Origin of the sequence: Leptolyngbya sp. BC1307, from assembly GCF_002286735.1 — a bacterium.
Classification (GTDB): domain Bacteria; phylum Cyanobacteriota; class Cyanobacteriia; order Phormidesmidales; family Phormidesmidaceae; genus Phormidesmis.
The window spans coordinates 1-24,886 of the sequence record NZ_NRTA01000028.1; the positions used below are offsets into that span (position 1 = coordinate 1).

Genomic DNA, 24,886 nt, shown 5'->3' on the forward strand with positions numbered 1-24,886 from the left:
TCTAAAATAGTCGTTCTTCGTCTTGCCCGCTGCTTTGTCATACAGTCTGAAGTTGACCGGATAAGAATGACCGGAGGGGTCACTGTAGTACAGAGTAATTAGGTTGAGTCCCTTCACCGGTCGCTTGTGCTTGCCCGAGTAAAAGTAATCCACCAAGGCACTTTTGCTGGGGTCGCGATACGGTTTGTCTTCCACACTATCGTCTACGCTGAGCGTCCCGGATTCTAGGTTCAGCTCGCCTTTAACCTCGTCAAAGAGGTCTTTGGGCGTGTAACGTTCGCGTAATAAAAAGCGATTCACGCTATCGTGGCTCAAATCTGCCAAAATTTCTGAGAGCCGCACGCAGCTCACATACTTCGGCTCTGAGAGCAAAAATAAGGTGTAGAGCGTGCTATCGCACTGGGCTGTAGATGGTTTTGATAGCTCACGCATGGCCTAGCGATCACTCAAAAAGAAGGGGGCTCCTGCCAGCATACAGGCTGGCTACTCTGTCAATGCGTAAGTCCTAACAAAATGGAGTCGATCTAATTCCAGTTCCATACTTTCGCAAGGGAGACCGCGCGTTCATCATGGAGCGGCTTCAAGCTCTAGGACGAAAAGATATTGATTTGCTGATAAAAAGACAATTCTAAGCAATCAGGTGAGGGCGATCAAATTCATTGGTGAATACAAACGCCTCGACCTTTTTATCCGGTGTCAGATTCGCTGAACTCGCATAAAGTCTAGCGTAGGTTACTGCCTGCTCTTCGACCTTTCGACGTTTTTTACGATTGCTCACACTTCTTGTTGATCCTTTGCGGCCCAAACCAGAGAGATCAATCCATTTCACCTCAACAATTGCAAAACAGTTGTCACCGTCCGTGAACACCAAATCGCCACGGCCTTGGTCTGTTCTACCAGGCTCTACCTCCCACTCCTCTTCAATAACATATGGATGCTCAGGCAATAGCTGGTGGCTATTACGAATGAGTTGGCGCTTCAGCGTATATTCACTATTCGCATCCCAGGTTCGACCGTCGAAATACGTCCGCAGTACTCGATCACGGTGCTCAATCTCACGTTGGTTCATGGCTGTTCTAGATAGTGGAAGTAATCATGCTATTCCCACTCCATTGTTAAACAAGTCTGTTCCGCACGGAACAAGTAAGATTGTTCTATAAAGCGACAAATGCCCTGTATGCTAACGAACACACAAGGCATTTTTCTCCTGTAGGCACTCCGATAGGCTGATTTATCTATCCAGCCGCAACTGCCTCCTTTTCGATTTTTTCCTCGTCTTCCTTCGGAACGACCCGACCCTCATCTTCAAAGCCTTTGATTTCGTTGAAGTTAAGATAGCGGTATAGTTCATCTGCAAACGGATCAATCTTGTTAGCAACAACTTCCAGATATTCTTCCATCGCCGGGATGCGACCGAGCAGTGCGCAGGCGGCGGCGAGTTCGGCAGAGCCGAGATACACCTGAGCGCCTTTGCCCATGCGATTATTGAAGTTGCGGGTGGAGGTAGAGAATACCGTCACGCCATCTTCTACGCGGGCCTGATTACCCATGCAGAGAGAGCAACCCGGCATCTCCGTGCGAGCGCCCGCAGCGGCAAAGGTGCCGTAGTAGCCTTCTTCGCGAAGCTGCTTTTCATCCATGCGGGTCGGCGGGCATATCCACAGGCGACCGCTGACCGGGCCTGCGCCTTCCATCACTTTGGCAGCGGCGCGGTAGTGGCCAATATTGGTCATGCAGGAGCCGATGAAGACTTCGTCGATTTTGTCGCCCACCACTTCTGAGAGCGTTTTGATATTGTCCGGATCGTTGGGAGCGGCGACCAAAGGCTCTTTGAGTTCGTTGAGATCGATTTCGATCACTTCGGCATATTCGGCGTTGGCATCGGCACTCATGAGGTGAGGGTCGGCAAGCCAGGCTTCCATTTTGGCAATGCGACGGGCGAGGGTGCGAGCGTCTTGATAGCCGCGCGCAATCATGTTTTTCATCAGCGCTACGTTAGAGCGCAGATATTCCGCGATGGTCTCTTCGCTGAGCTTGATGGTGCAGCCCGCGCAAGATCTCTCTGCGGAGGCATCGGTGAGTTCAAAGGCTTGTTCTAGTTTCAGGTCAGGGAGACCTTCCATTTCTAAAATGCGGCCTGAGAACACGTTCTTTTTGTTCTCTTTGGCGACGGTGAGCAACCCTTTTTGAATGGCGACATAAGGAATGGCGTTGACTACATCGCGCAGGGTAATTCCCGGCTGTAGTTCACCTTTGAAGCGAACGAGAACAGATTCGGGCATGTCTAAGGGCATTGCGCCGATGGCAGCGGCAAAGGCGACCAGCCCTGAGCCAGCAGGAAATGAGATGCCGAGGGGGAAGCGGGTATGGGAGTCACCCCCTGTACCTACTGTGTCCGGCAACAGCATTCTGTTCAGCCAGGAGTGGATGATGCCATCTCCGGGGTTGAGGGCGACGCCGCCACGCGAGGAGAAAAAGTCGGGCAGGGTGGAATGGGTGAGCACGTCTACCGGCTTGGGGTAGGCGGCGGTGTGGCAAAAGGTTTGCAAGACGAGGCCAGAACTGAAGCCGAGGCAGGCCAGCTCCTTCATTTCGTCGCGGGTCATGGGGCCGGTGGTATCTTGCGAGCCGACTGTGGTCATCAGCGGTTCGCAGGAGGTGCCGGGGCGCACGCCGGGGAGACCGCAGGCTTTGCCGACCATTTTTTGGGCGAGGGTGAAGCCTTTGCCAGTGTCAGTGGGGGCCAAGGGACGCACAAAGATTTCTGAGGGGGAGAGGCCGAGGGCAATGCGGGTTTTGTCGGTGAGGGTGCGACCAATGATTAGCGGAATGCGGCCACCCGCTTGGACTTCGTCCAGAATGGTTTCAGGGACGAGGTTAAAGGTGGAAATGACTTCACCGGCTTCGTTGGTGATTTCGCCTTTGTAGGGGTGAATGGTGATCACATCGCCCATGCTCATTTGGGTGACATCGCATTCTATCGGCAGTGCGCCGGAGTCTTCACCGGTATTGAAGAAGATGGGCGCGATCGCACTCCCCAAAATCACCCCGCCCGTCCGCTTATTCGGCACAAAGGGAATGTCTGACCCAATGTGCCAGATCACCGAGTTCATCGCGGACTTGCGGGAAGATCCGGTACCGACCACATCCCCAACATAAGCGACGGGATGGCCCTTTTCTTTGAGCTTAGCCAGGGTCTCCAGCGGCTTATCCATCGTGGATTCCAGCATTACCTGAGCGTGCAGCGGAATGTCCGGGCGCGTGGTGGCGTGCGGCGCAGGCGAAAGATCGTCAGTGTTGGTTTCGCCAGGAACTTTGAAAACCGTGACGGTGATGGTTTCAGGCACCTTGGGTTTGTTGGTAAACCATTCGGCAGCGGCCCAAGCATCGACGACCTGCTTAGCGAACGCATTGGTCTCTGACAGATCCATCACGTCGTTAAAGGCGTCGTAGACCAGGAGCGTTTTCTTCAGGGCGTCTGCGGCAAGCTGGGCGATTTCTTCGCGTTCGTCTTTAAGCAGAGCAATCAGAGAGGTGACATTGTAGCCGCCCATCATGGTGCCGAGGAGTTCGACGGCTTTTTTAGGAGAAATTAGTGGGCTGGTGGTTTCGCCTTGAGCGATCGCCGTCAAAAACGAAGCTTTTACATAAGAGGCTGGATCGACACCGGGGGGAATGCGATCGCACAACAGTCCCATCAAAAACTCGGCCTCATCGGCGGGCGGGCTTTTGAGCAAGTCGCAAAGCGCAGCCGTTTGCTCGGCATCTAACGGCAGCGGCAGCACATTTAGAGCAGCGCGTTCTTCAACGTGTTTGCGATAAGTCTCAAGCATCATAAGCCTCTTTTCTGTAAAACGGTTATAGATCGTAAAGAGCTACAGAGATACAGTCTACCGAGATTTGCGCGGCGGTTAGTGAGAATCGCTACCAGACGTGTGCTGATATCGCAAATTTGCCAGCCGCTACCCAGGAAATGTCTATATCCCTGTTAGTTTCAAACGCGCTTTTGGGCTTTATGAGGCAGACTTGCATAACGACAAATTTTGATGCGTTTAGCTAAAGACACCTCTGCTTTTCGCCCTTTTAAGACCCGACCTCACTGAATTTATGGCTTCACCCTCACTGCAAAGGATGCGTCTCTACCTCCATCTAGTGCCGGTTTTTGGCGTCGTCCTATCGCTTTGGTCTCTGTACGGCGAAGCCCCTTACGGAAAAGGCGGTGACCAGCGTGAAGGTACAGATAGAGACCAGGTACGGGCCGCTAGTCGGCTGTCGGTAACGCTAGGGATTGCCTGCATAAGTGCGATCGCCCTACTCGGAGCCGGTGCCAGCACCCAAGCCTCTCAAATGGCCAGCCTGCGCTTTTTGCTAGCTAGCAGCTTTATCGGCTCAGGCTACTTCTTGCTCAGCCTCGCACTTATGTTTCGGGTGGCTAGAGGCCAGTCTATTCGGTTGCCGGGCGTCAGCCAGCTCAGCCGGCGTCTGCCGTAGGCAGCGTCAAGCTGCCACACTCTTTATAAAAAATGCTGCCAACATCTGGTAAAACAAAGTGGACTACAGCCCCAAAATATTTGATCTATTTACCTCAGCCGTTCTGCAGAGCAGCAGCGTCAGGCTCACTTGCCCAGTTGCTTCAGCCAACATCTGCATAGCTTGAGGTCATCTATGTCGTTTATCAACCCCATGCCCAAACAGCCGTACTCATCTAAGCTTCCCCCCAAACCCAAAACCCGCATCCCTAAATGGGTCGGCATCAGCGTACTGCTAGCTGGGGTGACTAGCGCATCAATGGCGGCAGGCGCTTTTTTAGCGGTGTCTTTGGGGAGTACCCCTCTTTTACAAAGCGACCTCTCCGATGAAGAAGCCGCCTTCTTTACTCAAGATGACATTGCTACAGGCAACAGTTTACGGCTGCCTCGTCTGACCCGACCGGTCAATGTTTTGGTGCTGGGCGTGAAGGTGACCAGCTCAGATATTGAGGATTATGAGGCAGTCGAAGCAGACGGTTATGACGCCCTAGTTGATTCCTTTGAGGGGCTCTCAGATACGATGCTGCTGCTACGCTTCGACCCGAGCAGCGAGCGAGTATCGGTGCTGTCTATTCCGCGTGACACCCGCACCAGCGTCGATGACGTCGTCACCAAAATCAATGAGGCCAACCGAGATGGGGGGCCGGCCCTCAGCGCTCAGGCAGTGAGCGAACTGATGGGCGGGGTCGCCATTGATCGCTATATGCGCATCAATGTGCAGGGCGTCGAAACGCTGATTGACGCGCTAGGCGGTGTCGAGGTGAACGTGCCTAGAGATATGAAATATCAGGACGACAGCCAGCACCTCTATATCAACTTAGAGGCGGGCGAACAGCGGCTAGATGGCGACAAAGCCCTGCAGTTTTTGCGCTATCGCTACGATGACCAGGGCGATATTGGCCGCATTCAGCGCCAGCAAATGATGATGCGAGCGCTGACAGAGCAAGCGTTAAACCCCACAACCATTGGCCGACTGCCCAAGATTTTGTCAGTCATTCAGTCGCATGTAGATACCAACCTCTCGGTAGAAGAACTGGTGGCACTAGTCGGCTTCGGTGCCCAAACAGATCGCTCGAACGTGCAGATGCTCATGCTGCCTGGAGAGTTTAGCAGCTACGAAGACTATGAGCTGAGCTACTGGCTGCCTAACTATTCAGAAATCGACACGATGGCGGCGCAGTACTTCGGCTTAGCTAACACCTATGGCGCGGCAGAAGCGGTCGATCCGGCTAGTTTGCGGGTGGCCATTCAAGACAGTACCTACGATGATTTCGCGGTGCAGTCTTTGACCGATAGCCTCTATAATGCGGGCTATTACAACGTGTTTATAGACCGTAGCTGGCCTCAGCCGCTGAGCGAAACTCGGATCGTGGCTCAGAGCGGTGATCTCAGGAGTGCCGAAACCGTTCAGCGATTCTTGGGCGTTGGCGAAGTCAGGGTAGAAAGCACTGGCAACCTAGAATCAGATATTACGATTCAGCTGGGGCACGACTGGCTAGATCAGCACGGTGAGGCGCTTTAGGTGGGTCAGCAGCCTGATATTTATCAGCTCAAGGTGACCCTAGCCGATAGCGAACCCGAAGTCTGGCGGCGGATTTTGGTTTCTGGCCCAGTTACTTTGCACGAGCTGCACGATATTTTGCAGCGGGCGATGGGCTGGCAAAACCAGCATGACTACCGGTTTCGGCTCAGTCTGGGAGCCAATCAGCCTGCTTGTGATCTTGAGCAGAGCTTGGCGACTGCATTACAGCTCTCAGGAGAGCAGCCGATTTACTACACCTACGATCTGCAAGCAGGCTGGCTGCATCGTCTGGAAGTGGAAGCGTTGGATCAAGCCGTAGAGGGCGATCTCACCACACCTGTTTGCATCGCGGGGGCAGCGGCCTGTCCGCCTGAGGGCGCAGGTGGCGTCTGGGGCTATGACGAACTGCTGGCGCGTTTAGACGATTCAGAAGATCCTGACTATATGAGTCTGATCGAAGACTATAGCGATTTTGACCCTGAGGCTTTTGACCTGGCAGCGGTCAATGCCCGATTGCAGCAGTTCTAATGCGGTAGTCGTCATGTCTCACAGATTTTGCGCCACATTGACTCCATGTTGATCAGAGACTCCATGTTGATCAGAAGTTTGTGACTTTGCCAGCTTGAGCTTTTCTCAAAAAAATAAATAAAGTCCTGAAACAGCCGGCACGTTTAGAAAGCCTAGTCTATGCGGTGGGGATGTGAGCGGTGGTGACATCTACTGGGGCCAAAGATTCATGGGTCGCTTGACAGGTTGGATTCGTAGATTAATTGAAGGTGAAAATATGCCAGATCAGCATGCTCTACGAAGCGAGCTAGGAGATTTTAGCAGCATTGTTTGTTTTAGAGCAGTGGTTACGGGTATTGAAGATGCCTTAGGACAAAGAGCCGCTACGATCGCCCTGATGGCGGCAGGGCGTAGCCGGGGCAAGCAGCTAGCGCGAGAGCTAGGCTTATCTGGAATAGCCAATGATCTCAATGCAATTGCTGCAACGATGAACGAGGTTTTGGGCGTTCGTGGAACCCGGCTTTGCATCATCGACAAAATCGAATCTGCTGGTAGAGACAGGCTGCTCGTTTATTGTCGGGAAACCGTTTGCTCTGCTGACGAACCTCAAGGATCGGAGCGGCAGCTGTCTTACACCTTGGGGGCTGTGCAAGGTGTGTTAGAAGAAGTGACCGGAAAGCGACTGCGGGGCAGGCAGACTGCCTCAGTATTACGCGGTGGTACTCATGACGTGGTAGAGCTGACACCGCTGACGTAGAAGCGACTGCTCGCCATGTCTGCCCAGTTTTCAATACTCAGTTTCAAGGACAGGCTAAAACCCTAAAAGGAGAGTTTATTTTCATGGCCATAGACGTTCAAAAAATACAGACGCTTTTACAGAATTTGGTGACGGGTACCCCCGAGATTGAAGGAGCCAGCCTGGTCACTATTGATGGCCTGCCGCTAGCTTCTACACTGCCAAGTCATATGGATGAAGAACGGGTGTCAGCGATGGCCGCTACCATGCTTTCTATCGGTGAGCGAATTGGCGAAGAGCTGCAAAAAGGAGATGTCAGCCGTATTTTTGTAGAGGGCGAACAGGGTTACTGCATGTTGACCAGCTGCGGGCAGGATGCTGTGCTGCTAGTGATGGCAACGGCAGCGGCAAAACAGGGGTTGCTACAGCTAGCCATCAAACGATCCGTCGCCACACTACAGCCAGAGATTAATTGAAGTCACATTTGAAGCTAGACGCTTCTAGGAATGGCGTTTCTAAATGTAATGAGCGTGCAGTGAGGGTGTCAGTTTTACTGCACGCTCGTGGGAACGACCGGGCCCAGAAGAAAGGCGGCTCAGAAGAAATATGGAAATTATGAGGTTGGTTGTGGCTGGCCCGGTAGGTGCTGGCAAGTCCACATTCATCCGGTCCGTCAGCGAGATTGAGGTGATAGATACTGATCGCAAAGCTAGCGATGAAACCGGTTTGTTGAAAGAGAAAACAACTGTAGGATTTGATTTTGGGCGACTACAGTTTGGGCCAGAGATGGCATTGCACTTATATGGAACGCCGGGTCAAGATCGGTTTGATTTTATGTGGGAGGAGTTGATTGGCAAAGCACATGCCTATATTTTATTGGTGCCAGCTAATAGACCGGCGGCTTTTCGTAAGGCTCACTTGATTTATCAATTTATGACAGAGCGAGTGGCGCTGCCGATGGTTGTCGGCGTCACTCATCTAGACTGTGAGGCAGCCTGGAATGCTGAAAATGTGGCGATCGCCACGGGCTTTACAGATCACGCCCAACGCCCACCTTTCGTCTCTGTGAACGCCACCGAACCCGTTTCTGTGACTCAAGCCCTGCTGGTCTTACTTCAGCAGTATGCTCTAATGAGCGCTGACCAGCCTTCTAGCTCAGCTCAGTTTTAGACAGTGAAGCTGTAGAAGCCTATGCTACTCCAAGGTCGAACTTCAGAGTTCTCTTTGCCCGAGCTATTCAAATTTTTGAACGATAGTCAACAGACGGGCCGATTGTCTTTAAAGGCTTTGTCGGGGAGAGATTTAGAGGGCAGTCCTCACTATTTGTGGTTTGAGGAAGGCAACTTAGTGGCCGCCTCTCAGCGGCTAGATGGGATGGGGTTATTGCAGTTGCTACAGCGGCGATCGCTGCTGCAAAGCTCTCTGCTGCCTCGTTTGCTGCGTCAGTGTCCGCCTAAAGTCGCGCTCGGGCAATTTTTGCTAGAGCGCTCTGTGCTCACCGCCAGGCAGCTGCAATCGCTGTTTGCTTCTCAAACTTTGCAAAATACCTGCACGTTGCTTCAAGCTTCAGATGTCAGGTTCGCATTCTATCCGGCTTATCCCTTTCCCTACTGGGAAATGACTGGCGTCAAAATCCGGGCTACTGACATCGCACTGCCCAGTCTGCGCATGATCAAGATTTGGGACGCTCTCACAGAAAAGCTGCCGCGATTAGACTCTGGCTTAACGCCTGCCAGGGGCCAGGTGCCCCACTATCGGCTCAATTCTAAAGAAAAATGGGTTCTCCGCCTAGCAGCCGCTAATCACTCGTTAACAGAGATCGCAGCGGCGATGAAGCTGCCTGAGCGAGATGTTCAGAAAATTGGGTTTTGTCTGATTTTTGTCGGCGTTGCCAATGAGCTGCCGCTGATTCACCTGGCAAAGGCAGATAAGCAAACGCAGCCGCCAGCGCCCGCTCAGGTAAGCCCGGCTTTTTTGGGCAAGCTCTCTCATTATTTGCAGCAAAAGAGCACTTATCTGCGCTAGGCTTCGTGCGTGAATCGGTCAGGCTTATCTGGCGACTGAAGTAACCCTACTATGCCCAGACCAGAGAGAGCCGCGATCGCACCCCAAGCCACCCCCAAGCCAATCACCTCACTCACGAACAGGTGACTGGTAGCTCGCAAGCCGCCGCCTATGAGCCAGCCCAGGGCGATCGCCACCGCCCAGATGCCGCTGCTCAAAGGAATCCACCGCCACGCCTGCGCCACCTGCTGCCTGATCGCTAGCCACTGACTTGCGCCTAAAGCCAGCCCTGCGTAGCCCCCATACAGTATTCCTAATAGGCCTCTGAGCCACAGATTGGCGGTGCCAGGTACGATCCAGCCAACCGTGCCAATGTGAAATAGGGTGAGCGCTCCCCAGCCGAGCGCGCTGGCTACTATCCAGCGATGTGCGCCCGGCAAATAGGGCCGTAGTACCTGCCACTGGGCTAAGCCAATCAGTCCGCCCCCGAGCAGACTCTCGACTACCCAGATATCGCCCTCTTCTCCAATCTTGACAAACAGTAGGCTGATTAAAAAAGCTAGCCAGGTAAAGACTGTCCACCTGAGCCATAGGATGAAGCCTTCTAACGAGACCACTGGCTTAAGATTGGCAGGAATCAAATTGGCAGGAATCAGCGTGAAAATTTGCATTATCCGGGTTATCTATGAAAAAGCTGGCAGCAAGCGCCGGAAATTTTGTCGGCGCTGTCGGGGTGACTCGGGCGTGAAGTAGCTCCAGAGGGTTTCCCAATAGAAAAAAGAGACGCCAGCAAAGTGGCGATCACGGCTGATCTCTACCTGATCCTGAATCTGCTCAAAGGCAATCGGATGTCGCCAGGTGCCGGTCAAAATGCCGACGCTGACCGGAATGCGATCGCGCACCGCCTGCAATCGGCTTTTACCCAGCTCACTTTCAAACTGGGCAAGCTGGTCGCGGTAGACCTGAATCACCAGTTCATCCACCCAACCCTGCTCCACCCAACGGCCCCAATCTTGCAAGTAAAAGCGGTAGGCAAACTTCGCCGGATTGGGCGACAGAGACAGCGTACAGGTCGGACAGTGAGCCTTAACTTGAGCATGCAAAACATTCACGAATTTACTGAGCTTGTCGGCTCGCCAGCGAATCCAGTCTTCGTCTGCCGGATTAGCAGGCGGCCTTTGACCGGCATGCTCGGCCTGATATAGCGATACGGTGTAGTCGTCGTAGCCAAACTCCACAGGGAGACTAAAGTGGTCATCAAATTGGATGCCATCGACCGCATACTGGCTGACCACCTCTTCTACCAGGCCCAGCAGCAGCCCCTGCACGCTAGGGTGCAGAGGATTGAGCCAGGCCCGCTGATGGGGGGCACCACTGTTGAGCAGACGAAAAATGCCGCTCGGTGGATTTTCTAGAGACGGATCTTCTAGAGATGCCTCTTCGAGGGGTAACTCTTCAACATTTTCATGCAGGGCATCGGCTGTCAGCAGCCGAGAGCCATTTTGCCGGCAGGTGAGCCAGTCGGGATGCTGCCGTGCCAGTTCAGAGTGCAGGGGCACCATAAAGCCATATTCAAACCAGGGAATGACCCGCAAATTTTGCTGGTGACCCACCCGTACCATCTCCTGTAGCGGGTCTTCTAAAGGGTGGGTCAGGGCCAGCAGTGAATCCATCCCCTGCCCCGTGATCTTTTTCAGCGCAGGGCTGTGATAGAAAGTTTTGCCTCGGTTCCAGACGACCGGATAAACAGTGTTGAAGTGCATGTCAGCCAGCTGATGCAGGGCCCGAGGAATGCCCCAGGGAGAAAAAAGAAGGCTGCTAGCGACGTTAGTAATCCAGACGCCGCGCATCTCGCCTGGGGCCATCTGGTCTGAGTCTGCCGCTCTAGCCTTTGGGCTGACAGCGGGCTGGCTCCAGCCGCTGCCCAGGCAGACCAGCAAAATGAGCGCTATGACAACGGAGAGGCGACACCATCGCGTCAGCACTGACTGATTAGTTCGCATGCAGTCCGGGCAAAAGGTTACGGTAGCTGATGCTGCCCTAAATTATAGAGCGCATATCTACTCTGATGCGTTTTGCAGCGCCTTGGCCATGGCCAACCCGGATAGATAGGCGTAGTCAATATTTTGTCGGGCAGTCGTGTTCGCCTTGTCGCCCGCTGCGGTGGTCCCTTCAACGGCCTCTTCTACAGGCGGAATGCACCAGTCGCCGCCGCTGATCAGCGAGTCTTTAATGACTAGCAGGTCGGCCCGATGCGGCACTCTGACTTGAGCGTAACGCCAGCGGTGAATCTGAAACCACTCAGGCTGGGCTATCCATTCGCATAGCTTACGGGCATTGGCGCGGAGCAGCACCGAGGCGGCGGGCTGCAGATCCTGCGCGTCTATATACTGCTGGGCAAGGGGGGCTTTACTGTGAATGACGAGCACGGGGCCACTAACAGCATCGCGCTTACTGCTGTCAAGCCCCACCCAATAGGTGGAGGTGCCAGCAAAGTCTGAAACCATCCAACCATTGGGATCGAGCGGCCCCATGTCAAAGTCGCGATCGCGCTCGTAGCCGGCGATGACGGTCAGGCAGGGCCAGTACTCTACCGCCCTGAGCTGAGCGATCGCTGGCAGCGTCGGCATCGGATCAATCGTCTCAATTTCGTCGTCGTCGTCGTCGGTGAGGCGGGTGCTGAGCAGGGCGGCGGCTTGAGGCGCAGGAATGGCGATCGCACAGCACTTAGCTACTACCGTCTGTCTCCCTTCGCAGTGGATCTCCCAATGGCCGTTGTGATAGTTGAGAGCAACGGCGCGGTAGCTGGTCAAGATTTGGTCAGCGCTCAGGTCGCGGGCCAGGTATTTGCCAATTGCACTCATGCCCTCAGGCGCTGTATAAATGGGGCCTGGGGCGATTGGCACAATCACCTCGCGCTGACGAATCTCATAAGCGCTCACCGGCCACTGCTTGAGAATGCCAGCGCTCAGCAGTTCAGCCGTTAGCGATTGGAGCCCCTCAGTCGCGGGCTGCCAGTAGCGCAAACCGTGATCTACCCGCAGATGGCCGATGCGCCGAGTGGCCATGCGCCCCCCAAGCCCTCTCGACTTATCTAAAACGCAAACCTTCTGACCGGCTGCTGCTAGCTGCTGAGCGCAGGTCAGCCCCGTTAAACCTGCGCCGATAATGGCTACATCCCACATAATCAACCTGGCTACTCTTATACTTAAGTCTATAGATTAAGAGCTGGTTAGAAACGCGGCAGGTAAAGCGAGTGGATGAATTAAGAAGTGGTTTAGAGCTAGCGACCGACGACGAGCTGCAAATCATGACCCAATTGCTCTTTCAGCCTAAGTTTAACCCGCTCGACTACTGGTATACGCCCCAGCCGGTAGACGTGAGTAAGTATGAGCGCCCTCAGCAAATTACGCTGCTAGAGCAACGCTTTCGCTACCTGGCCGCTGATGGCCTCACCGTCTTAAAAAAACGCACGCACCAGGTGAGCTATCGCCAGACCTTGCTGCAGGTGTGCCGCTATCTAAAAATTTGCCAATACGAGGGGCTCTCTACTGCCGAACTCGAAGCTGAAGTTTTCTTAGTTCTGCTGGAGAAAGCCTGGCAACAGCTGCCAAAAGAAGAGCAGCAGCTAGTAGAGCAGAGCCTGCGCAGCGCCATTATTAGCACTGCCGAGTTTGAGCAGCTGCCCAGTGCTTTACAGCAAAAGCCACTGGCACTGCTGGCGAAAGGGGGCAGTGCGCTGGCTTTGAGCGCGGTGATTCGGCCCTGGTTGCTGCGGCAGATTGCTCAGCAGTTTGCGCTGCATATGGCCCGCTATCAGGTGGCTAAGCAAGCGCTGGTAAAGGGCGGGCTGAGTGTCGCCGCTCAAGTCCAGTCGCGGGCAGCCGCTCAGGTGGCAACGCGAGGAATGGCGATGACAACAGCTCGCTATGGGGCGATGCGATCGCTGCTAGCCTGCTTAAGCCCAGCGCTGTGGACCTGGTTTTTAGCCGATTTGGGCTGGCGGGCAGTTGCAACTAACTATGGCCGGGTGATTCCGGTGGTGTTTGCGATCGCTCAAATTCGGCTGACGCGCACTGATACCTGGACCGACTCTGCCTGGGCAGAGGCTTAAGAGGGAGTAGAGACATGACAGATGCAACCTCTGGGCCAGCGTCCGGTGATGGTGCCCCTCAAGGACAGACAGCGAGACAGCCTGCCGCGCCGCTCAACTACTACGATCTGCTAGGTCTGCGGCCCGGCGCTTCACCGCAGGATATTCGGCGGGCCTATCGAGACTTGAGCAAGCTCTACCACCCTGATACGACTCAGCTAGAAACGGCGATCGCCACCGCCAAGTTTCAAGTCCTCAACGAAGCCTACGCCACCCTTAGCAGCCCCGAAAAACGCCTGACCTACGACTACAAGATCGGCTACTCGCGCCTTTCGGTCATTCAGCCTTTAAGCAGTCAGCAAAGCAAGCAGCAGAGCGTTAAAGCTGGCAAATCCAGTGCCTATTTAGATCCGACCGACCGCCCCTTATCTGCCGGAGAACTCTTTGCCCTATTCATCTTGGGCATCACCTTCATAGGCTGTCTGATTTTGGTTGTAACCATCAGCCTCACGCGAGGCGATATCACCCTAACGACACTCGACCCAGCGCCGACAGTCTCCCCTCAACCTGCCCTCGACCAGCCAGCAGCAACCCCCGAATCAGCGAGCATTCATCAGTCAATCGCCCCTAAAATAGAATCTCTTCCTCAATAAGCGATCGCTCCTTTCCCTTTTTCTCTTCTCTTTCAACCCATGCCCCCCGCCAACGCCCCCCTTTACAGCCATCCTCTCTCCGACATCGAAGCCTGGCTCTCTGCTCAAGGCTGTCAGCGCGATCGCCAAAATATCAGTCAGTGGACGCTCTCCCGTGACGACTGGTCAGCAAAGCTATATCTGGACGTGGACTCTATCGTGGTGAGATACAGCACGCCAAGGGGCGAATCAGTGCAGCGCAGCTTCAAATATTCGCTCAGTCGTAGCGATCTAGAAAAGGTAATATTTTTAGGGCCGTAGCCTCGATCTTAATGTATTAAATGACACTGACAACACTGTTTTGAGTCAGTGTTAGTACTGGGCAAAACGGTCTCTGCCGGGTGTCACTGGGCTAGTCTTTCACCTGGCAACTGCCGTCGGTGCAGGCAGGGTAGGTCGGCCAGTAGGTTTCGCGGCGCTGGCCAAACAGATCGTAGCGATTGTCACGAATAAACGTGTAGGCTCTGTCTCCTGTAGGCTTCATTCCGGGCATAGCCCGGTACGCCTGCACAAAGGCCCCGCCCATCGGCAGCAACCGACCAATTTCCTCAGCGGCGTCGCTTCCCTGCCAGCGCCCTTGTGAACTGTTTCCTGAGGCATCTAGCGCAATCAGCAGCATTCCCAACTCGCACTCAGCAGCGGTAACCTCTAGCTGTTTTAGGGCCGATTCGTCTTGCATGGGCACGTAGCTAAACTGCTGGCCTCGGTCTAGTTTTTCTAAAAACTGCACCAGGGTGACACAGAGATTACAGTTGCCGTCGTAAATTACAGCGTACATAGAATGTGATTTTAGATACTTAATTGATGTCGCCTGCTATACATTCAAACATGATAGGCAGGGCTCACGAGTCTCAGAATTCCTTAACCTGGCCTTTACTTATCGGCGCTAGCTTTCAGTCAGAATGCGGATGTATTTACTTTTTTAGTATTTATCGCGCAACTGGTATTAAGGAGTCATAGGTTTCATGCAATTTAAGTCCCGCCCAGCTCGTCTGGCTTACTCTGCCTCTATTCTAGCGCTGGTAGCTAGTCTCTCAGCCTGCGGTGGCGATGACACCACCACAGCCGAGGGCGGCCCTGCTGCTGCTGGTGGTGAAGGCAGCGAAGAAATTACTGGCTCCGTTCAAATCGACGGCTCTAGTACTGTGTTCCCCATTTCTGAAGCAGTTGCCGAAGAGTTTCAGTCCGTTTACCCTGGTACTCAGGTAACAGTAGGCGTCTCTGGTACTGGTGGCGGATTTGAAAAGTTCTGCGCTGGCCAAACAGACATCTCCAATGCGTCCCGCCCCATCAAAGAAGAAGAAGCGGCGGCCTGTGAAGCAGCGGGTATTGAGTATATTGAAGCGTTCATTGCCTATGATGGCATTACTGTAATCGCCAACGAAGAGAATGATTTTGCTACATGTCTCACGATAGAGCAGCTTGCTACGGCTTGGGGCCCTGAGGCAGAGGGCACAGTGACCAACTGGAATCAGATCGATCCTTCCTTCCCCGACAAACCGCTAGCGCTATTTGCGCCTGGTACTGCTTCTGGTACGTTCGATTACTTTAGTGAGGAAGTAGGCGGCGAATCCGGTGCTAGCCGAGGCGACTTTACGGCTAGTGAAGATGACAATGTCATCGTCAATGGCGTGGAATCTTCGGATGGGTCTCTCGGCTACCTGGGCTACGCATACTTCGTGGAGAACGAAGGCGCTCTCAAGGCGTTGGAAATAGAAAATGAGGAAGGCAACTGTGTTGCGCCTACGCCTGAAACAATTGCAGATGGGTCTTACAACCCGCTGTCTCGTCCTATATTTTTCTATGTGAAAAAGGAGTCTTACGACTCCAAGCCTCAAGTGAAGGCGTTTGTTGACTATCATCTCAGTCCCGAGAGCAGCGATCTAGTCAGTGAAGTTGGCTACATTCCTCTGCCAGAAGATGTTTTGACTGAGTCTCGCTCAAAAGTTGAACAAGGCGTGACGGGTAAATCTAGCTAGTTTTTGCCTGGGCAGGGCAGTGCTGATGAGCTACCGCTCTGCCTGGCCTGAATAACATTTCTTTCCTACCGGATTTTCTCAAATGACAGCTGATGCCCCTTTTGATATCGCGACTGGAGATTGGCGGCCGAAGCGCGATCGCGCCAGACTCATTCAGTCAATCATCAGATTTATCTGCGGTGCGTTTGCCGCTGTTTCGGTCCTGACCACGCTGGGCATCATCTCAACGCTGGTCTTTCAGGCGTTCGAGTTCCTCCAGGAAGTGCCGCTCTCTCAGTTTTTGACTGACACCCAGTGGACGCCTTTATTTGCCAGTAAGCAGTTCGGCATCTTCGTGCTGGTTAGCGCCACGGTGATGATTACGCTCATTTCTATTCTGGTAGCGCTGCCATTGGGGTTACTCGCGGCTATTTGCCTGAGCGAATACGCCTCGCCCAACGTTCGCCGCATCCTCAAGCCCATCCTTGAAATCCTGGCTGGAGTGCCGACGGTGGTGTATGGCTACTTTGCGCTGCTGACAGTGACGCCCTTCTTACAGACGTTTGTCCCTGGATTGCAGGGCTTTAACGCGCTCAGCGCTGGTCTGGTGCTAGGTGTGATGATTACGCCCTTCGTAGCTTCTCTCAGTGAAGACGCGCTTTACTCCGTTCCCCGCAGCCTTAAAGATGGTGCCTACGCGCTCGGCGCGACTAAGCGCGAAACGGTGACCTCGGTTATCCTACCAGCGGCCCTATCGGGCATTGTGGCCTCTCTGATTTTGGCGGTGTCGCGGGCCGTGGGTGAAACCATGATCGTCACCCTGGCAGCAGGCGCTAATCCGACGTTGGGATTCAACCCACTGGTTCCTGTGATGACGATGACGGCCTACATTGTGCAGGTGACATCCGGGGACGCGCCCTACGGCACGATTGAGTACAAAACTATCTTCGCGGTAGGGATGACGCTGTTTGTAATGACTTTTGCGCTCAATACGTTCAGCTTTTGGTTTGTTCGCCGCTTCCGACAAAAGTACGACTAGATGACGCTGCCTCTTAGACCGTTCGAGATAGCTATCCGCCACAAAGTTAAACGCAGTACGCAGGTTTGATGATGGACTCAAAAATTTCTTCTAGGCTGACTCCAGACGAAGCCCCAGCAACGTCTTCATTCAGTCCAAATGCGAACGGTCGCCATACGATGGATCGCCTGTTTGCAGCTGCCGCCTGGACAGCAACCGGCATCTCGGTCGCGATTTTGGCTTGGTTGCTGCTGACTATTTTAATTGACGGGCTCAGTACGCTCAACTGGAACTTTATCGACAGCCTTCCCTCCCGGAATCCAGAAAACGCTGGCATTATCGCGGCTTTAGTCGGCACGCTCTGGATAATGGCAATGGTGGCGGCGATATCTTTCCCAGTCGGCGTCGGTGCCGGTATTTTTCTCGAAGAATTTGCGACCGATGACAACTGGTTGACCCGCCTGATCGAAATCAACATTGGCAACCTGGCGGGCGTTCCTTCTATTATCTACGGTCTGCTGGGCCTGGCGTTTTTTGTCCGGGTGATGGAGCCGATTACCGGTGGGCGCAGCGTCCTGTCTGGTGCGCTAACGCTTTCACTGCTGATTTTACCGGTGATTATTGTGGCCACGCGAGAGGCGCTGCGGGCCGTGCCTGGCAGTATGCGGCTAGCCGGTTACGCGCTGGGGGCCAATCGCTGGCAGGTGGTGTGGAGCCACGTATTGCCAGCGGCGATGCCGGGTATTTTGACCGGGGTGATTTTGGCGCTGTCTCGGGCCATTGGCGAAACCGCACCGCTGATTGCTATAGGCGCGGCGGTTTATATTTCGTTTTTGCCCTCGGACTTTCAGAGCCAGTTCACGGCGCTGCCCATTCAAATTTATAACTGGGTCGGTCGCCCCCAGGAAGAATTTCACCGCATTGCGGCTTCTGGCATTATCGTGCTGATGGCGTTGCTGCTACTGATGAATGGAATTGCTATTTACTTGCGCAACCGTTTCCAGAAAGAAGGCCTTTAGATGGCGCGCCCTATTTTTTACTTGAGTTTTTAGCTCGATTAGATCACTGTCATTCACCCCCACGCTTTACCATGGCTAATCCTCTCCCTTCTTCTACGATTGCAGACGTTTCTGCTAAGGTCGAACTCAAGGCCGAAAAGGTCTCTGTCTACTACGGCAACAGCCTGGCAGTCAAAGATGTCTATCTCGATATTCCCAAGCATGAGGTAGTCGCCCTTATCGGGCCTTCTGGCTGCGGTAAGAGCACCATTTTGCGCTGCTTCAACCGGATGAACGACCTCATCCCCAGCGCCCGCGTTGAAGGGAACATCACCTTCGATGGCCAGGATATCAATAGTAAAAAAGTGGATCCTGTAGAGCTGCGCCGTCGGGTCGGGATGGTATTTCAAAAGCCCAACCCTTTTCCTAAGTCTATCTACGACAACATTGCCTTTGGTGCCCGGATCAATGGCTATCAGGGCGATATGGATGAGCTGGTCGAAAAATCGCTGCGCGGCGCGGCCCTTTGGGATGAAGTCAAAGATAAGCTCAAAGACAGCGGTTTGGGCCTATCAGGCGGTCAGCAGCAGCGGCTGTGTATTGCGCGGGCGATCGCCATCGAGCCAGAAGTTATCTTAATGGACGAACCCTGCTCCGCCCTAGACCCAATCTCTACCCTCAAAGTAGAAGAGCTGATGCATGAGCTGAAAAAGCGCTACACCATTGTGATTGTGACTCACAACATGCAGCAGGCTTCCCGCGTCTCTGACCGCACAGCCTTTTTTAACGCGGTCGAGACTGAACAGGGCGGCAAAATGGGCTACATGGTGGAGTATGACTATACCCAGGAGCTATTCAGCAATCCTAAAGAAGAGTACACGCGCGACTATGTATCGGGCCGATTTGGTTAAGGCTAAATGCTAGCGCTGGATCAGAAAAAAGCCTGCCTGCAGACAGCCGATCACAAACCCCAAGATGCCGCCAAGGTTGACAATCGCCTGCAGTTCATTGCGGACAATTGTCTGAATGGCGGTTTCTAGCTCTTGTGGCGAGGTGGCATTAATCCGCTCAACGATCACCTGGTCGATATTGAGAATGGGAATTGCCTGCATGACAATGGCTTCTAGATCGCGCTCCAGGTAGCGCTCTAGCACCAGGGCTAGCTCCTGGCTGACCAGGCCGAGCGAGTTTGTCATCACCGCAGAGGACTGCAGACGACTGAGTAGTTGCAGGGCTAGCTTCTCCCAGTTGATAGACAGACTGAGCGTCTGCAACAAGTCGCTGCCGTTGTCTTTAAGATAGGTTTTGATCGTTTGCCGCAGGGTGCGCCGCAACTGCCGGACGGTTGAGACTGGTAGCTCTTGCAGTGAAAACTGCTGTAGCCATTGTTGTATTCTGACTTTTGCGCCTAGTGCCGCCGTTAGCTCGGCAATCCGGGCGTTACTTTTGGCAGGTTCCTCAATGCAGATGGCGCGCAGGCGAGTGAGGGCATTGCGTACCCCAAAGATGTTAGCAACTACCCAGTAAGTGCCGCTGGTTTTAGACCGCAGCGTTTCATCGATTACCTGAATGTTGTAATCCGTCAAAAAATCAATCAGCAGCTGGCGCACCCGGTCGGGCGGCAGCAGACCGTTGACCATCCAGTCAGAGACCTGAGCAGCTTGCTCAGCGGAAAGCTGAAAGTCGAGCAGTACCTGATCGAAAATCTGGTTGAGCTGCTCTTCTAGAAAGTCTTCTTGTCGTGACCATACTCTCAGCAGTCGGGGCAGCGACTGGCCCATCAGATCTTGTAAAACACTGCCTAAAATATGGGCGGTTTTGGTTTGAGTATTGCCCTGTACCTGCTCTAAAGCGAGGCGCAGCAGCCAGTGAATGGCGCGTTCGGTGCGTTCGGTTTGCAGCAGGCGGCGAGCGAGCTTTTGCATCTCCTCTGGAGTGAGGAGCGATCGCATGATCACCTCAGAAATTTTCTGTGCCAGCCGCTGCTGATTGCTGGGAATCAGCCCCGGTGTGAAGGGAATACGCCGACCCAGCAGGTATCTCGACCGGTAGGGCCGAAACAGCATTTTAATAGCAATATCATTTGTGAAGTAGCCAATCAGGCCACCGAGTATGGGTGGCAGCAAGACTATCCACAGATTGGCCGAACTCATATGCACTCTGTTCTGCCCGCTGTGGGGCCTACCGTCATTGCGCCTACTATCAACCCGGCAACCTCTACAATCAGGCTCGACTTGCGACCACTTTCAATCAGGTTGCTCGACTCGCGACCAGCATACCCATCAGCCCACCCGCAAGTGGATAGTGCACCGCTTGGGCAAACCCGGCGGCTTTAGCGAGGGCTACCTGCTCCGTGCCTGGCGGAAAGCGATCTACGCTGGGACTAATATAAGCATACTCCTCACTCAGGCCGAATCGCTCTGCCGTAGGCACGACAATCTGGCTCAGGTACCACTGCTGAAACTGCTTAACTAGCGGATTAGTCGGTGTGTGAAAGTCGAGAATGGCGGCTTTAGCGCCGGGTTTTAGCACCCGGTACACCTCGCTCAGTCCTTGCGGAATATCGGTGAGATTGCGCAGACCGTAGGCCATGGTAACCGCGTCGAAGCTACCGTCCTCAAAAGGGAGCGCAAGCGCGTCTGCTTCTACCCAGCTCAGGCGATCTTGCAAGTAAGGGCGGCGTTGGGCGGCGATCGCCAGCTGCTGCGCCGCAAAATCCGCCCCGGTGACATGACCCGTCGGGCCGACCTGCCGGGCCAGCAGCAGCGCCAGGTCACCGCTGCCACAGCATACATCCAGACAGTCCATTCCTGCTGCTGTCCCGCTCCAGCGCACCGCCATTTGCTTCCACACCCGATGCAGGCCAAAGCTCAGATCCTGGTTGAGCTGGTCGTACTGCGGCGCAATGCGGTCAAAAAGCTGCCGAATTTGATCAGCGTCGGGTTGGGCACGGGCAGCGAGTGGCTTATCCCCCATAATTTTCGTAGTTTGTGATTGTCTGAATTGGTGACGGTTGGTGCGATCGCTCTGGATTTAACCAGCCCTAGAATCTTAACGGGTTAGCGACCCAAAAAGCTGGCGGTATCGTCATGGTCAAATCTCCGGTATCTAAGCCTGGCTCATAAACAGCCGCACCCGCTCTATCAGCTCATCTACCTCGGCTTCTAGCGTGAGATAGTGGACGCACCCTCGCACGCAGTTAGGCGACAGCAGCGTGCGCAGATAAATCTTCTCTGACTCTAACTGCTGCACCAGAGCGCTGTGCAAATCAGGGCTCGGCTGACCGTCACGCCCTATCAGCTGAAAAGAAACCAAACCGGACGGCGGTGGCGTCTCGCTCAGTAGACAAGCCACTTGAGGCAACTGTCTTAACCCGGCCCACAGCCGTTCACTCAGGGCGCAAATCCGCTCATAGCGCGCTGCACTCGACCCCCAATTCGCCTGCACCGTCAGCGCCTGCTGCAGGGCCGCCCACAGACCATAGTCAGAAGTCGCTACCTCAAACCGCCGTCCGTCAGGTTGCCAGCCGCTTGGATTACCCGACCCATCGACCTCGACACTGCGCCAGCCAATAAAGGTAGGGGCTGTTTCTGCGAGCACGGCCTTTCTCACATAGAGCGCGCCGACACCCGCCGGGCCGCACCACCACTTATGCCCGGTAAACGCATAAAAGTCTACGCCAGTCTCAGGTAGCTGCCAGCCCGGCTGATCGAGTGGCAGCACGCCTACCGACTGGGCCGCATCGACCAGTACTCTTGTCTGCGGCGCGTGGCTGTGGCACAGCGTCACAATTTCTTTCAGCGGCAGCAGTTGCCCCGTATTCCACAGGACATGGCTGATGATGACTAAGCGCGTGTTGGGCCGCAATCCCTGCTCAATCACCGCAACTGGGTCGCCGCCGTTCAGAGTATCTGCCAGTGCGCAGGTGCTGACCTCCAGGCCATGACGACGGCTCAGTTCAGCGACAGCTGCTACGACGCCCGGATGCTCACAGTCGCCTAGCAAAATATGGTCTCCGCTCTGCCAGGGCAGTCCCCACAGCGGAATATTGCAGCCAACGGTGACGTTTTCGCTCAGCGTGATCGTGTCAGGAGTCGTTCCTAGCGCTTGGGCGATCGCCCCCCTGGTCTCATGACCCTGCGCTTGCAGCCACTGATTGACCCCGCTGGCAAATGGCCCCTCAGTCTGAATCTTTTGCTGAGCCTGAGTCAGCGCTGCCAGGGCACTATCGGCCATCGGCCCCTGTCCGCCGTAGTTGAAATAGCGCTTGTCTGCCAGAGATGAAAACTGCTGACGGTGATTCGCCGCTGCCTCTAATTTGCCAGACGCCATTTTGCCAGACGCCATTTTGCTAGACACCATAAATCTCTTCCCCAGCTGTGGTTTCAACCCACTTAATTCTCAACCCACTTATTAAACCGCAAACACAGCCTGACTATAGATACTTACGCAGCTTACAGAGCGGCACTCAGGCACTAAACTCGTCTAGGCTGACCTCGACGCTTTAAGAGAGTTCCTCCTATGATCACCCGCCCTAAGCCTGAAAAAATTGCGCGCATCCTCCTGAGTGGCCTGCTGATAGTCGGGATAGCTAGCTGCGATCGCAAAGTCTCTCAGTGCAATCAGCTAGCCAATGTCATCAACCAATCAAAGAGCTTCAAAGCCGAATTTGAAGGCGAAATTCAGAGCGCCATGGCCCAAGCCTCCAGCGCTCAAAACCTGGAAGACCTGCAGACGTTTGCCGGAGACTACACCGCCGCCGTCGAAAAAGTGGTGGGCGAAATTAACGGCATGTCCGAAACTTTATCAGACCTCACCATTGCCGACGAACAGCTAGACGACTATCGCGACAGCTACGTTACCGTCATCACCGATTCTAAAAACGCCCTGACCGAGGCCAGCGATGCCATGCAGCTCATCGCCACCGTCGAATCCGAAGACGAATTCAGAACAGTCTTTGACACCTTCCAAACCCAGGCTAACAGCGCCTTCAACGATCTCCAGTCACTCTCTGCCACCGAGTCAACCCTGATCACCCAAATCAACGACTATTGCGGTGCCCAACCCGAATAGCTCAACCCCGTTTCCCGTTTCCCCCTTTCCCTCTTTCCCCCCCTCCCCTTTGAAGCTAAAATCAAAACGCCCTTCCTCCCCCCTCGGCAATGACTTTCTTGCAGCTAATCGATCAGGCTCCCCATCAAACCCTGGTCATCGATAGCAGCGAAAGCGGGCCGCTAACCGGCAGCATCACCGTCCCCGGCGACAAGTCCATTTCTCACCGGGCGCTGATGCTCGGCGCGATCGCCCAAGGCACCACTCGCATTCAGGGGCTGCTGCTCGGCGAAGACCCTCGTAGCACCGCCGCCTGCTTTAGCGCCATGGGGGCCAAAGTTTCTGATTTAGCAGGCGAATGGGTGACTGTCGAAGGCACGGGCGGCGAGCTAAAGGAACCTGACAACGTTTTAGACGCGGGCAATTCGGGGACGACGCTGCGGCTGATGCTGGGGCTGTTGGCCGCACAACCTGGCAAATTTTTCGCGGTGACCGGCGACGACTCACTGCGATCGCGCCCGATGAAGCGCGTCATTGCGCCCCTCACCGACATGGGCGCTAAGATTGCCGGCAAAGCCGGTCACACCCTGGCCCCGCTCGGCATTCAGGGCCAGCAGCTCCGGCCCTATCACTACCACTCCCCCATCGCCTCTGCTCAGGTAAAGTCATGTCTGCTGCTGGCTGGCCTTTCGATCCAGGGCGATACGACCGTCACCGAGCCCAGCCTTTCGCGCGACCACAGCGAACGCATGCTCCAAGCCTTTGGCGCTCGCCTTTCTATAGACCCGGCGACAGCTAGCGTCACGCTGCACGGCCCCGCTCATCTCACCGGTCAAACCGTCATCGTTCCGGGCGATATTAGCTCAGCCGCCTTTTGGCTAGTCGCCGCTGCGATCACGCCCGGTTCAAATCTGCTGATCAAAAACGTCGGCGTCAACCCTACCCGCACAGGCGTACTCGATGCCCTCGCTGCGATGGCAGCAGATATCACCCGCGAAAATGAAAGAGAAGTGACCGGTGAACCGGTGGCCGATCTGCGCGTTCGTCACAGCGCTCTAAAAGGCTGTCCGCTAGGCGGCGATCTGATTCCTCGTCTGATTGATGAAGTGCCCATTTTAGCGGTGGCAGCGCTCTTTGCTGAGGGGACGACAACTATTACCGACGCGGCAGAGCTGCGGGTAAAAGAAAGCGATCGCCTGGCAGTCATGGCTAGCGCCCTCACTCAGCTCGGCGCAACCGTGACCGAACAGCCGGATGGCCTAGAAATCACTGGCATGGGCGCAGACGCACCGCTAGTCGGAGCCGATTTGGACAGCTACACCGATCATCGGATTGCGATGAGTTTGGCGATCGCCGCCACCCGAGCCACTGGCAAAACTCGGATTCACCGGGCAGAGGCCGCTGCTGTCTCTTACCCTGACTTTGTAAAAACGCTTTCTACCGCAGGGCGTTGGGTGGGCTAGGTCTGAGCGATCGCAAGTTAGTGAATAGCTTTGATCTGGTTTTGTCTGCTCTAATTTGTCTGCTCTGAGTTGACTATTGTGTTAAGCAGTGCGCTCATTACCAGAGAGAAGGGCATGCTAAACCCAGTGGCTAAACCAAGAAAAATCTTGAGTTGCCGTCTCACCTAATTGCCACCAGTAATCCTGCTGGCAAGGGACATGCCTTAACAGACAATGACACTTGCGGTCGCTCTCAGCTGTCCATAAACGTTTGATAGCTTTATTTGAGTGTGGTCTTCACAACACCGGTTGGCGTGTCCTTGGTGGATCTCTTT

The 24,886-nt window shown here is 54.5% G+C and carries 25 protein-coding genes and 1 pseudogene; 16 read left to right on the forward strand and 10 right to left on the reverse strand.

Translation table 11 applies throughout. The features are described from left to right. The 3 genes and pseudogenes from CKL79_RS14655 to acnB all read right to left on the reverse strand — a co-directional run. Positions 1-432 (reverse strand): annotated as a pseudogene (locus CKL79_RS14655) (IS701 family transposase); the annotation flags it as partial. 196 nt (positions 433-628) lie between these two features. Further along, a complete protein-coding gene (locus tag CKL79_RS14660; RefSeq protein ID WP_121970331.1) occupies positions 629-1,069 on the reverse strand; it encodes a hypothetical protein in 441 nt (146 codons plus the stop codon). A gap of 166 nt (positions 1,070-1,235) precedes the next feature. Continuing rightward, complete coding sequence (gene acnB / locus CKL79_RS14665) at positions 1,236-3,833, reverse strand: bifunctional aconitate hydratase 2/2-methylisocitrate dehydratase (RefSeq protein WP_121970381.1); 2,598 nt, start codon at positions 3,831-3,833, stop codon at positions 1,236-1,238. A gap of 274 nt (positions 3,834-4,107) precedes the next feature. Between acnB and CKL79_RS14670 the strand changes: the two genes are divergently transcribed. The 7 genes from CKL79_RS14670 to CKL79_RS14700 all read left to right on the forward strand — a co-directional run bounded on the left by CKL79_RS14670 (position 4,108) and on the right by CKL79_RS14700 (position 9,319). Then, complete coding sequence (locus CKL79_RS14670; protein WP_141242215.1) at positions 4,108-4,491, forward strand: hypothetical protein; 384 nt, start codon at positions 4,108-4,110, stop codon at positions 4,489-4,491. A gap of 192 nt (positions 4,492-4,683) precedes the next feature. Beyond that, complete coding sequence (locus CKL79_RS14675; RefSeq protein ID WP_240518873.1) at positions 4,684-6,051, forward strand: LCP family protein; 1,368 nt, start codon at positions 4,684-4,686, stop codon at positions 6,049-6,051. Beyond that, positions 6,052-6,579 (forward strand): plasmid pRiA4b ORF-3 family protein, encoded by a 528-nt coding sequence (locus tag CKL79_RS14680; RefSeq protein WP_121970333.1) that lies wholly within the window; start codon positions 6,052-6,054, stop codon positions 6,577-6,579. A gap of 256 nt (positions 6,580-6,835) precedes the next feature. After that, positions 6,836-7,315, forward strand: a complete 480-nt coding sequence (locus tag CKL79_RS14685; RefSeq protein WP_121970383.1) for a hypothetical protein — start codon at positions 6,836-6,838, stop codon at positions 7,313-7,315. An 83-nt stretch (positions 7,316-7,398) separates the two neighbouring features. After that, positions 7,399-7,770, forward strand: coding sequence for a roadblock/LC7 domain-containing protein (locus CKL79_RS14690; RefSeq protein ID WP_121970334.1), 372 nt, complete (start codon positions 7,399-7,401; stop codon positions 7,768-7,770). 130 nt (positions 7,771-7,900) lie between these two features. Continuing rightward, entirely contained in the window at positions 7,901-8,464 is a 564-nt protein-coding gene (locus CKL79_RS14695; protein WP_121970335.1) for an ATP/GTP-binding protein, read from the forward strand. A gap of 21 nt (positions 8,465-8,485) precedes the next feature. Further along, entirely contained in the window at positions 8,486-9,319 is an 834-nt protein-coding gene (locus CKL79_RS14700; protein WP_121970336.1) for a DUF4388 domain-containing protein, read from the forward strand. On the opposite strand, the gene CKL79_RS14705 is transcribed toward CKL79_RS14700, so the two are convergent. From CKL79_RS14705 to CKL79_RS14715, 3 genes are read right to left on the reverse strand one after another with little or no spacing between them, the layout of a single operon-like run. Further along, on the reverse strand, positions 9,316-9,969 hold the full coding sequence (locus CKL79_RS14705) for a hypothetical protein (protein ID WP_121970337.1): 654 nt from the start codon (positions 9,967-9,969) through the stop codon (positions 9,316-9,318). The two genes, CKL79_RS14700 and CKL79_RS14705, sit on opposite strands and share 4 nt — an antisense overlap. Before the next feature lie 12 nt (positions 9,970-9,981). After that, entirely contained in the window at positions 9,982-11,301 is a 1,320-nt protein-coding gene (locus CKL79_RS14710; protein ID WP_205879103.1) for a family 10 glycosylhydrolase, read from the reverse strand. Between the two features lie 57 nt (positions 11,302-11,358). Further along, positions 11,359-12,483 carry an FAD-dependent oxidoreductase gene (locus tag CKL79_RS14715; protein WP_121970338.1) on the reverse strand — a complete coding sequence of 375 codons (1,125 nt, stop codon included), beginning with the start codon at positions 12,481-12,483 and terminating at the stop codon, positions 11,359-11,361. 71 nt (positions 12,484-12,554) lie between these two features. Here CKL79_RS14715 and CKL79_RS14720 point away from each other — a divergent pair, with 71 nt between their 5' ends. From CKL79_RS14720 to CKL79_RS14730, 3 genes are read left to right on the forward strand one after another with little or no spacing between them, the layout of a single operon-like run. Further along, positions 12,555-13,412 carry a YaaW family protein gene (locus tag CKL79_RS14720; RefSeq protein WP_121970339.1) on the forward strand — a complete coding sequence of 286 codons (858 nt, stop codon included), beginning with the start codon at positions 12,555-12,557 and terminating at the stop codon, positions 13,410-13,412. 14 nt (positions 13,413-13,426) lie between these two features. Next, positions 13,427-14,044, forward strand: coding sequence for a J domain-containing protein (locus tag CKL79_RS14725; protein WP_121970340.1), 618 nt, complete (start codon positions 13,427-13,429; stop codon positions 14,042-14,044). Between the two features lie 39 nt (positions 14,045-14,083). Next, entirely contained in the window at positions 14,084-14,344 is a 261-nt protein-coding gene (locus CKL79_RS14730) for a DUF3143 domain-containing protein (protein ID WP_121970341.1), read from the forward strand. Between the two features lie 91 nt (positions 14,345-14,435). On the opposite strand, the gene CKL79_RS14735 is transcribed toward CKL79_RS14730, so the two are convergent. Continuing rightward, a complete protein-coding gene (locus CKL79_RS14735) occupies positions 14,436-14,861 on the reverse strand; it encodes a DCC1-like thiol-disulfide oxidoreductase family protein (RefSeq protein ID WP_121970342.1) in 426 nt (141 codons plus the stop codon). Positions 14,862-15,048: 187 nt separating this feature from the next. Here CKL79_RS14735 and CKL79_RS14740 point away from each other — a divergent pair, with 187 nt between their 5' ends. From CKL79_RS14740 to pstB, 4 genes are all read left to right on the forward strand, one after another. Next, on the forward strand, positions 15,049-16,062 hold the full coding sequence (locus tag CKL79_RS14740) for a PstS family phosphate ABC transporter substrate-binding protein (protein WP_121970343.1): 1,014 nt from the start codon (positions 15,049-15,051) through the stop codon (positions 16,060-16,062). A gap of 82 nt (positions 16,063-16,144) precedes the next feature. Further along, entirely contained in the window at positions 16,145-17,080 is a 936-nt protein-coding gene (gene pstC / locus CKL79_RS14745; RefSeq protein WP_121970344.1) for a phosphate ABC transporter permease subunit PstC, read from the forward strand. 71 nt (positions 17,081-17,151) lie between these two features. Further along, positions 17,152-18,078: a phosphate ABC transporter permease PstA gene (gene pstA / locus CKL79_RS14750; RefSeq protein ID WP_121970345.1), complete on the forward strand. Its 927-nt coding sequence runs from the start codon at positions 17,152-17,154 to the stop codon at positions 18,076-18,078. Between the two features lie 71 nt (positions 18,079-18,149). Next, on the forward strand, positions 18,150-18,968 hold the full coding sequence (gene pstB / locus CKL79_RS14755) for a phosphate ABC transporter ATP-binding protein PstB (protein ID WP_121970346.1): 819 nt from the start codon (positions 18,150-18,152) through the stop codon (positions 18,966-18,968). 9 nt (positions 18,969-18,977) lie between these two features. Here the strand turns inward: pstB and CKL79_RS14760 are convergent, their stop codons facing one another. The 3 genes from CKL79_RS14760 to CKL79_RS14770 all read right to left on the reverse strand — a co-directional run bounded on the left by CKL79_RS14760 (position 18,978) and on the right by CKL79_RS14770 (position 22,419). Further along, the gene (locus tag CKL79_RS14760; protein WP_121970347.1) at positions 18,978-20,210 is read right to left on the reverse strand and encodes a DUF445 family protein; all 1,233 of its coding nucleotides are present in this window, start codon (positions 20,208-20,210) and stop codon (positions 18,978-18,980) included. A 97-nt stretch (positions 20,211-20,307) separates the two neighbouring features. Continuing rightward, entirely contained in the window at positions 20,308-21,033 is a 726-nt protein-coding gene (ubiE, locus tag CKL79_RS14765) for a bifunctional demethylmenaquinone methyltransferase/2-methoxy-6-polyprenyl-1,4-benzoquinol methylase UbiE (protein WP_121970348.1), read from the reverse strand. A 132-nt stretch (positions 21,034-21,165) separates the two neighbouring features. Then, the gene (locus CKL79_RS14770; protein ID WP_240518874.1) at positions 21,166-22,419 is read right to left on the reverse strand and encodes an aminotransferase class V-fold PLP-dependent enzyme; all 1,254 of its coding nucleotides are present in this window, start codon (positions 22,417-22,419) and stop codon (positions 21,166-21,168) included. A gap of 159 nt (positions 22,420-22,578) precedes the next feature. Between CKL79_RS14770 and CKL79_RS14775 the strand changes: the two genes are divergently transcribed. Further along, on the forward strand, positions 22,579-23,130 hold the full coding sequence (locus CKL79_RS14775) for a hypothetical protein (protein WP_121970349.1): 552 nt from the start codon (positions 22,579-22,581) through the stop codon (positions 23,128-23,130). A gap of 89 nt (positions 23,131-23,219) precedes the next feature. After that, positions 23,220-24,572 carry a 3-phosphoshikimate 1-carboxyvinyltransferase gene (gene aroA, locus CKL79_RS14780; RefSeq protein ID WP_121970350.1) on the forward strand — a complete coding sequence of 451 codons (1,353 nt, stop codon included), beginning with the start codon at positions 23,220-23,222 and terminating at the stop codon, positions 24,570-24,572. Positions 24,573-24,886: the final 314 nt, after the last annotated feature.

Excerpts from the sequence above, each read along its gene's own strand:
- CKL79_RS14730 (WP_121970341.1), top strand. The coding sequence starts at position 14,084 with ATGCCCCCCGCCAACGCCCCCCTTTACAGCCATCCTCTCTCCGACATC.
- CKL79_RS14705 (WP_121970337.1), bottom strand. The coding sequence starts at position 9,969 with ATGCAAATTTTCACGCTGATTCCTGCCAATTTGATTCCTGCCAATCTT.
- CKL79_RS14735 (WP_121970342.1), bottom strand. The coding sequence starts at position 14,861 with ATGTACGCTGTAATTTACGACGGCAACTGTAATCTCTGTGTCACCCTG.
- ubiE (WP_121970348.1), bottom strand. The coding sequence starts at position 21,033 with ATGGGGGATAAGCCACTCGCTGCCCGTGCCCAACCCGACGCTGATCAA.
- CKL79_RS14670 (WP_141242215.1), top strand. The coding sequence starts at position 4,108 with ATGGCTTCACCCTCACTGCAAAGGATGCGTCTCTACCTCCATCTAGTG.
- CKL79_RS14700 (WP_121970336.1), top strand. The coding sequence starts at position 8,486 with ATGCTACTCCAAGGTCGAACTTCAGAGTTCTCTTTGCCCGAGCTATTC.
- CKL79_RS14715 (WP_121970338.1), bottom strand. The coding sequence starts at position 12,483 with ATGTGGGATGTAGCCATTATCGGCGCAGGTTTAACGGGGCTGACCTGC.
- CKL79_RS14770 (WP_240518874.1), bottom strand. The coding sequence starts at position 22,419 with ATGGTGTCTAGCAAAATGGCGTCTGGCAAAATGGCGTCTGGCAAATTA.
- aroA (WP_121970350.1), top strand. The coding sequence starts at position 23,220 with ATGACTTTCTTGCAGCTAATCGATCAGGCTCCCCATCAAACCCTGGTC.
- pstB (WP_121970346.1), top strand. The coding sequence starts at position 18,150 with ATGGCTAATCCTCTCCCTTCTTCTACGATTGCAGACGTTTCTGCTAAG.
- CKL79_RS14760 (WP_121970347.1), bottom strand. The coding sequence starts at position 20,210 with ATGAGTTCGGCCAATCTGTGGATAGTCTTGCTGCCACCCATACTCGGT.
- CKL79_RS14695 (WP_121970335.1), top strand. The coding sequence starts at position 7,901 with ATGGAAATTATGAGGTTGGTTGTGGCTGGCCCGGTAGGTGCTGGCAAG.
- CKL79_RS14675 (WP_240518873.1), top strand. The coding sequence starts at position 4,684 with ATGCCCAAACAGCCGTACTCATCTAAGCTTCCCCCCAAACCCAAAACC.
- CKL79_RS14725 (WP_121970340.1), top strand. The coding sequence starts at position 13,427 with ATGACAGATGCAACCTCTGGGCCAGCGTCCGGTGATGGTGCCCCTCAA.
- acnB (WP_121970381.1), bottom strand. The coding sequence starts at position 3,833 with ATGCTTGAGACTTATCGCAAACACGTTGAAGAACGCGCTGCTCTAAAT.
- CKL79_RS14685 (WP_121970383.1), top strand. The coding sequence starts at position 6,836 with ATGCCAGATCAGCATGCTCTACGAAGCGAGCTAGGAGATTTTAGCAGC.
- CKL79_RS14710 (WP_205879103.1), bottom strand. The coding sequence starts at position 11,301 with ATGCGAACTAATCAGTCAGTGCTGACGCGATGGTGTCGCCTCTCCGTT.
- CKL79_RS14660 (WP_121970331.1), bottom strand. The coding sequence starts at position 1,069 with ATGAACCAACGTGAGATTGAGCACCGTGATCGAGTACTGCGGACGTAT.
- CKL79_RS14690 (WP_121970334.1), top strand. The coding sequence starts at position 7,399 with ATGGCCATAGACGTTCAAAAAATACAGACGCTTTTACAGAATTTGGTG.
- pstA (WP_121970345.1), top strand. The coding sequence starts at position 17,152 with ATGGACTCAAAAATTTCTTCTAGGCTGACTCCAGACGAAGCCCCAGCA.
- CKL79_RS14775 (WP_121970349.1), top strand. The coding sequence starts at position 22,579 with ATGATCACCCGCCCTAAGCCTGAAAAAATTGCGCGCATCCTCCTGAGT.
- pstC (WP_121970344.1), top strand. The coding sequence starts at position 16,145 with ATGACAGCTGATGCCCCTTTTGATATCGCGACTGGAGATTGGCGGCCG.
- CKL79_RS14740 (WP_121970343.1), top strand. The coding sequence starts at position 15,049 with ATGCAATTTAAGTCCCGCCCAGCTCGTCTGGCTTACTCTGCCTCTATT.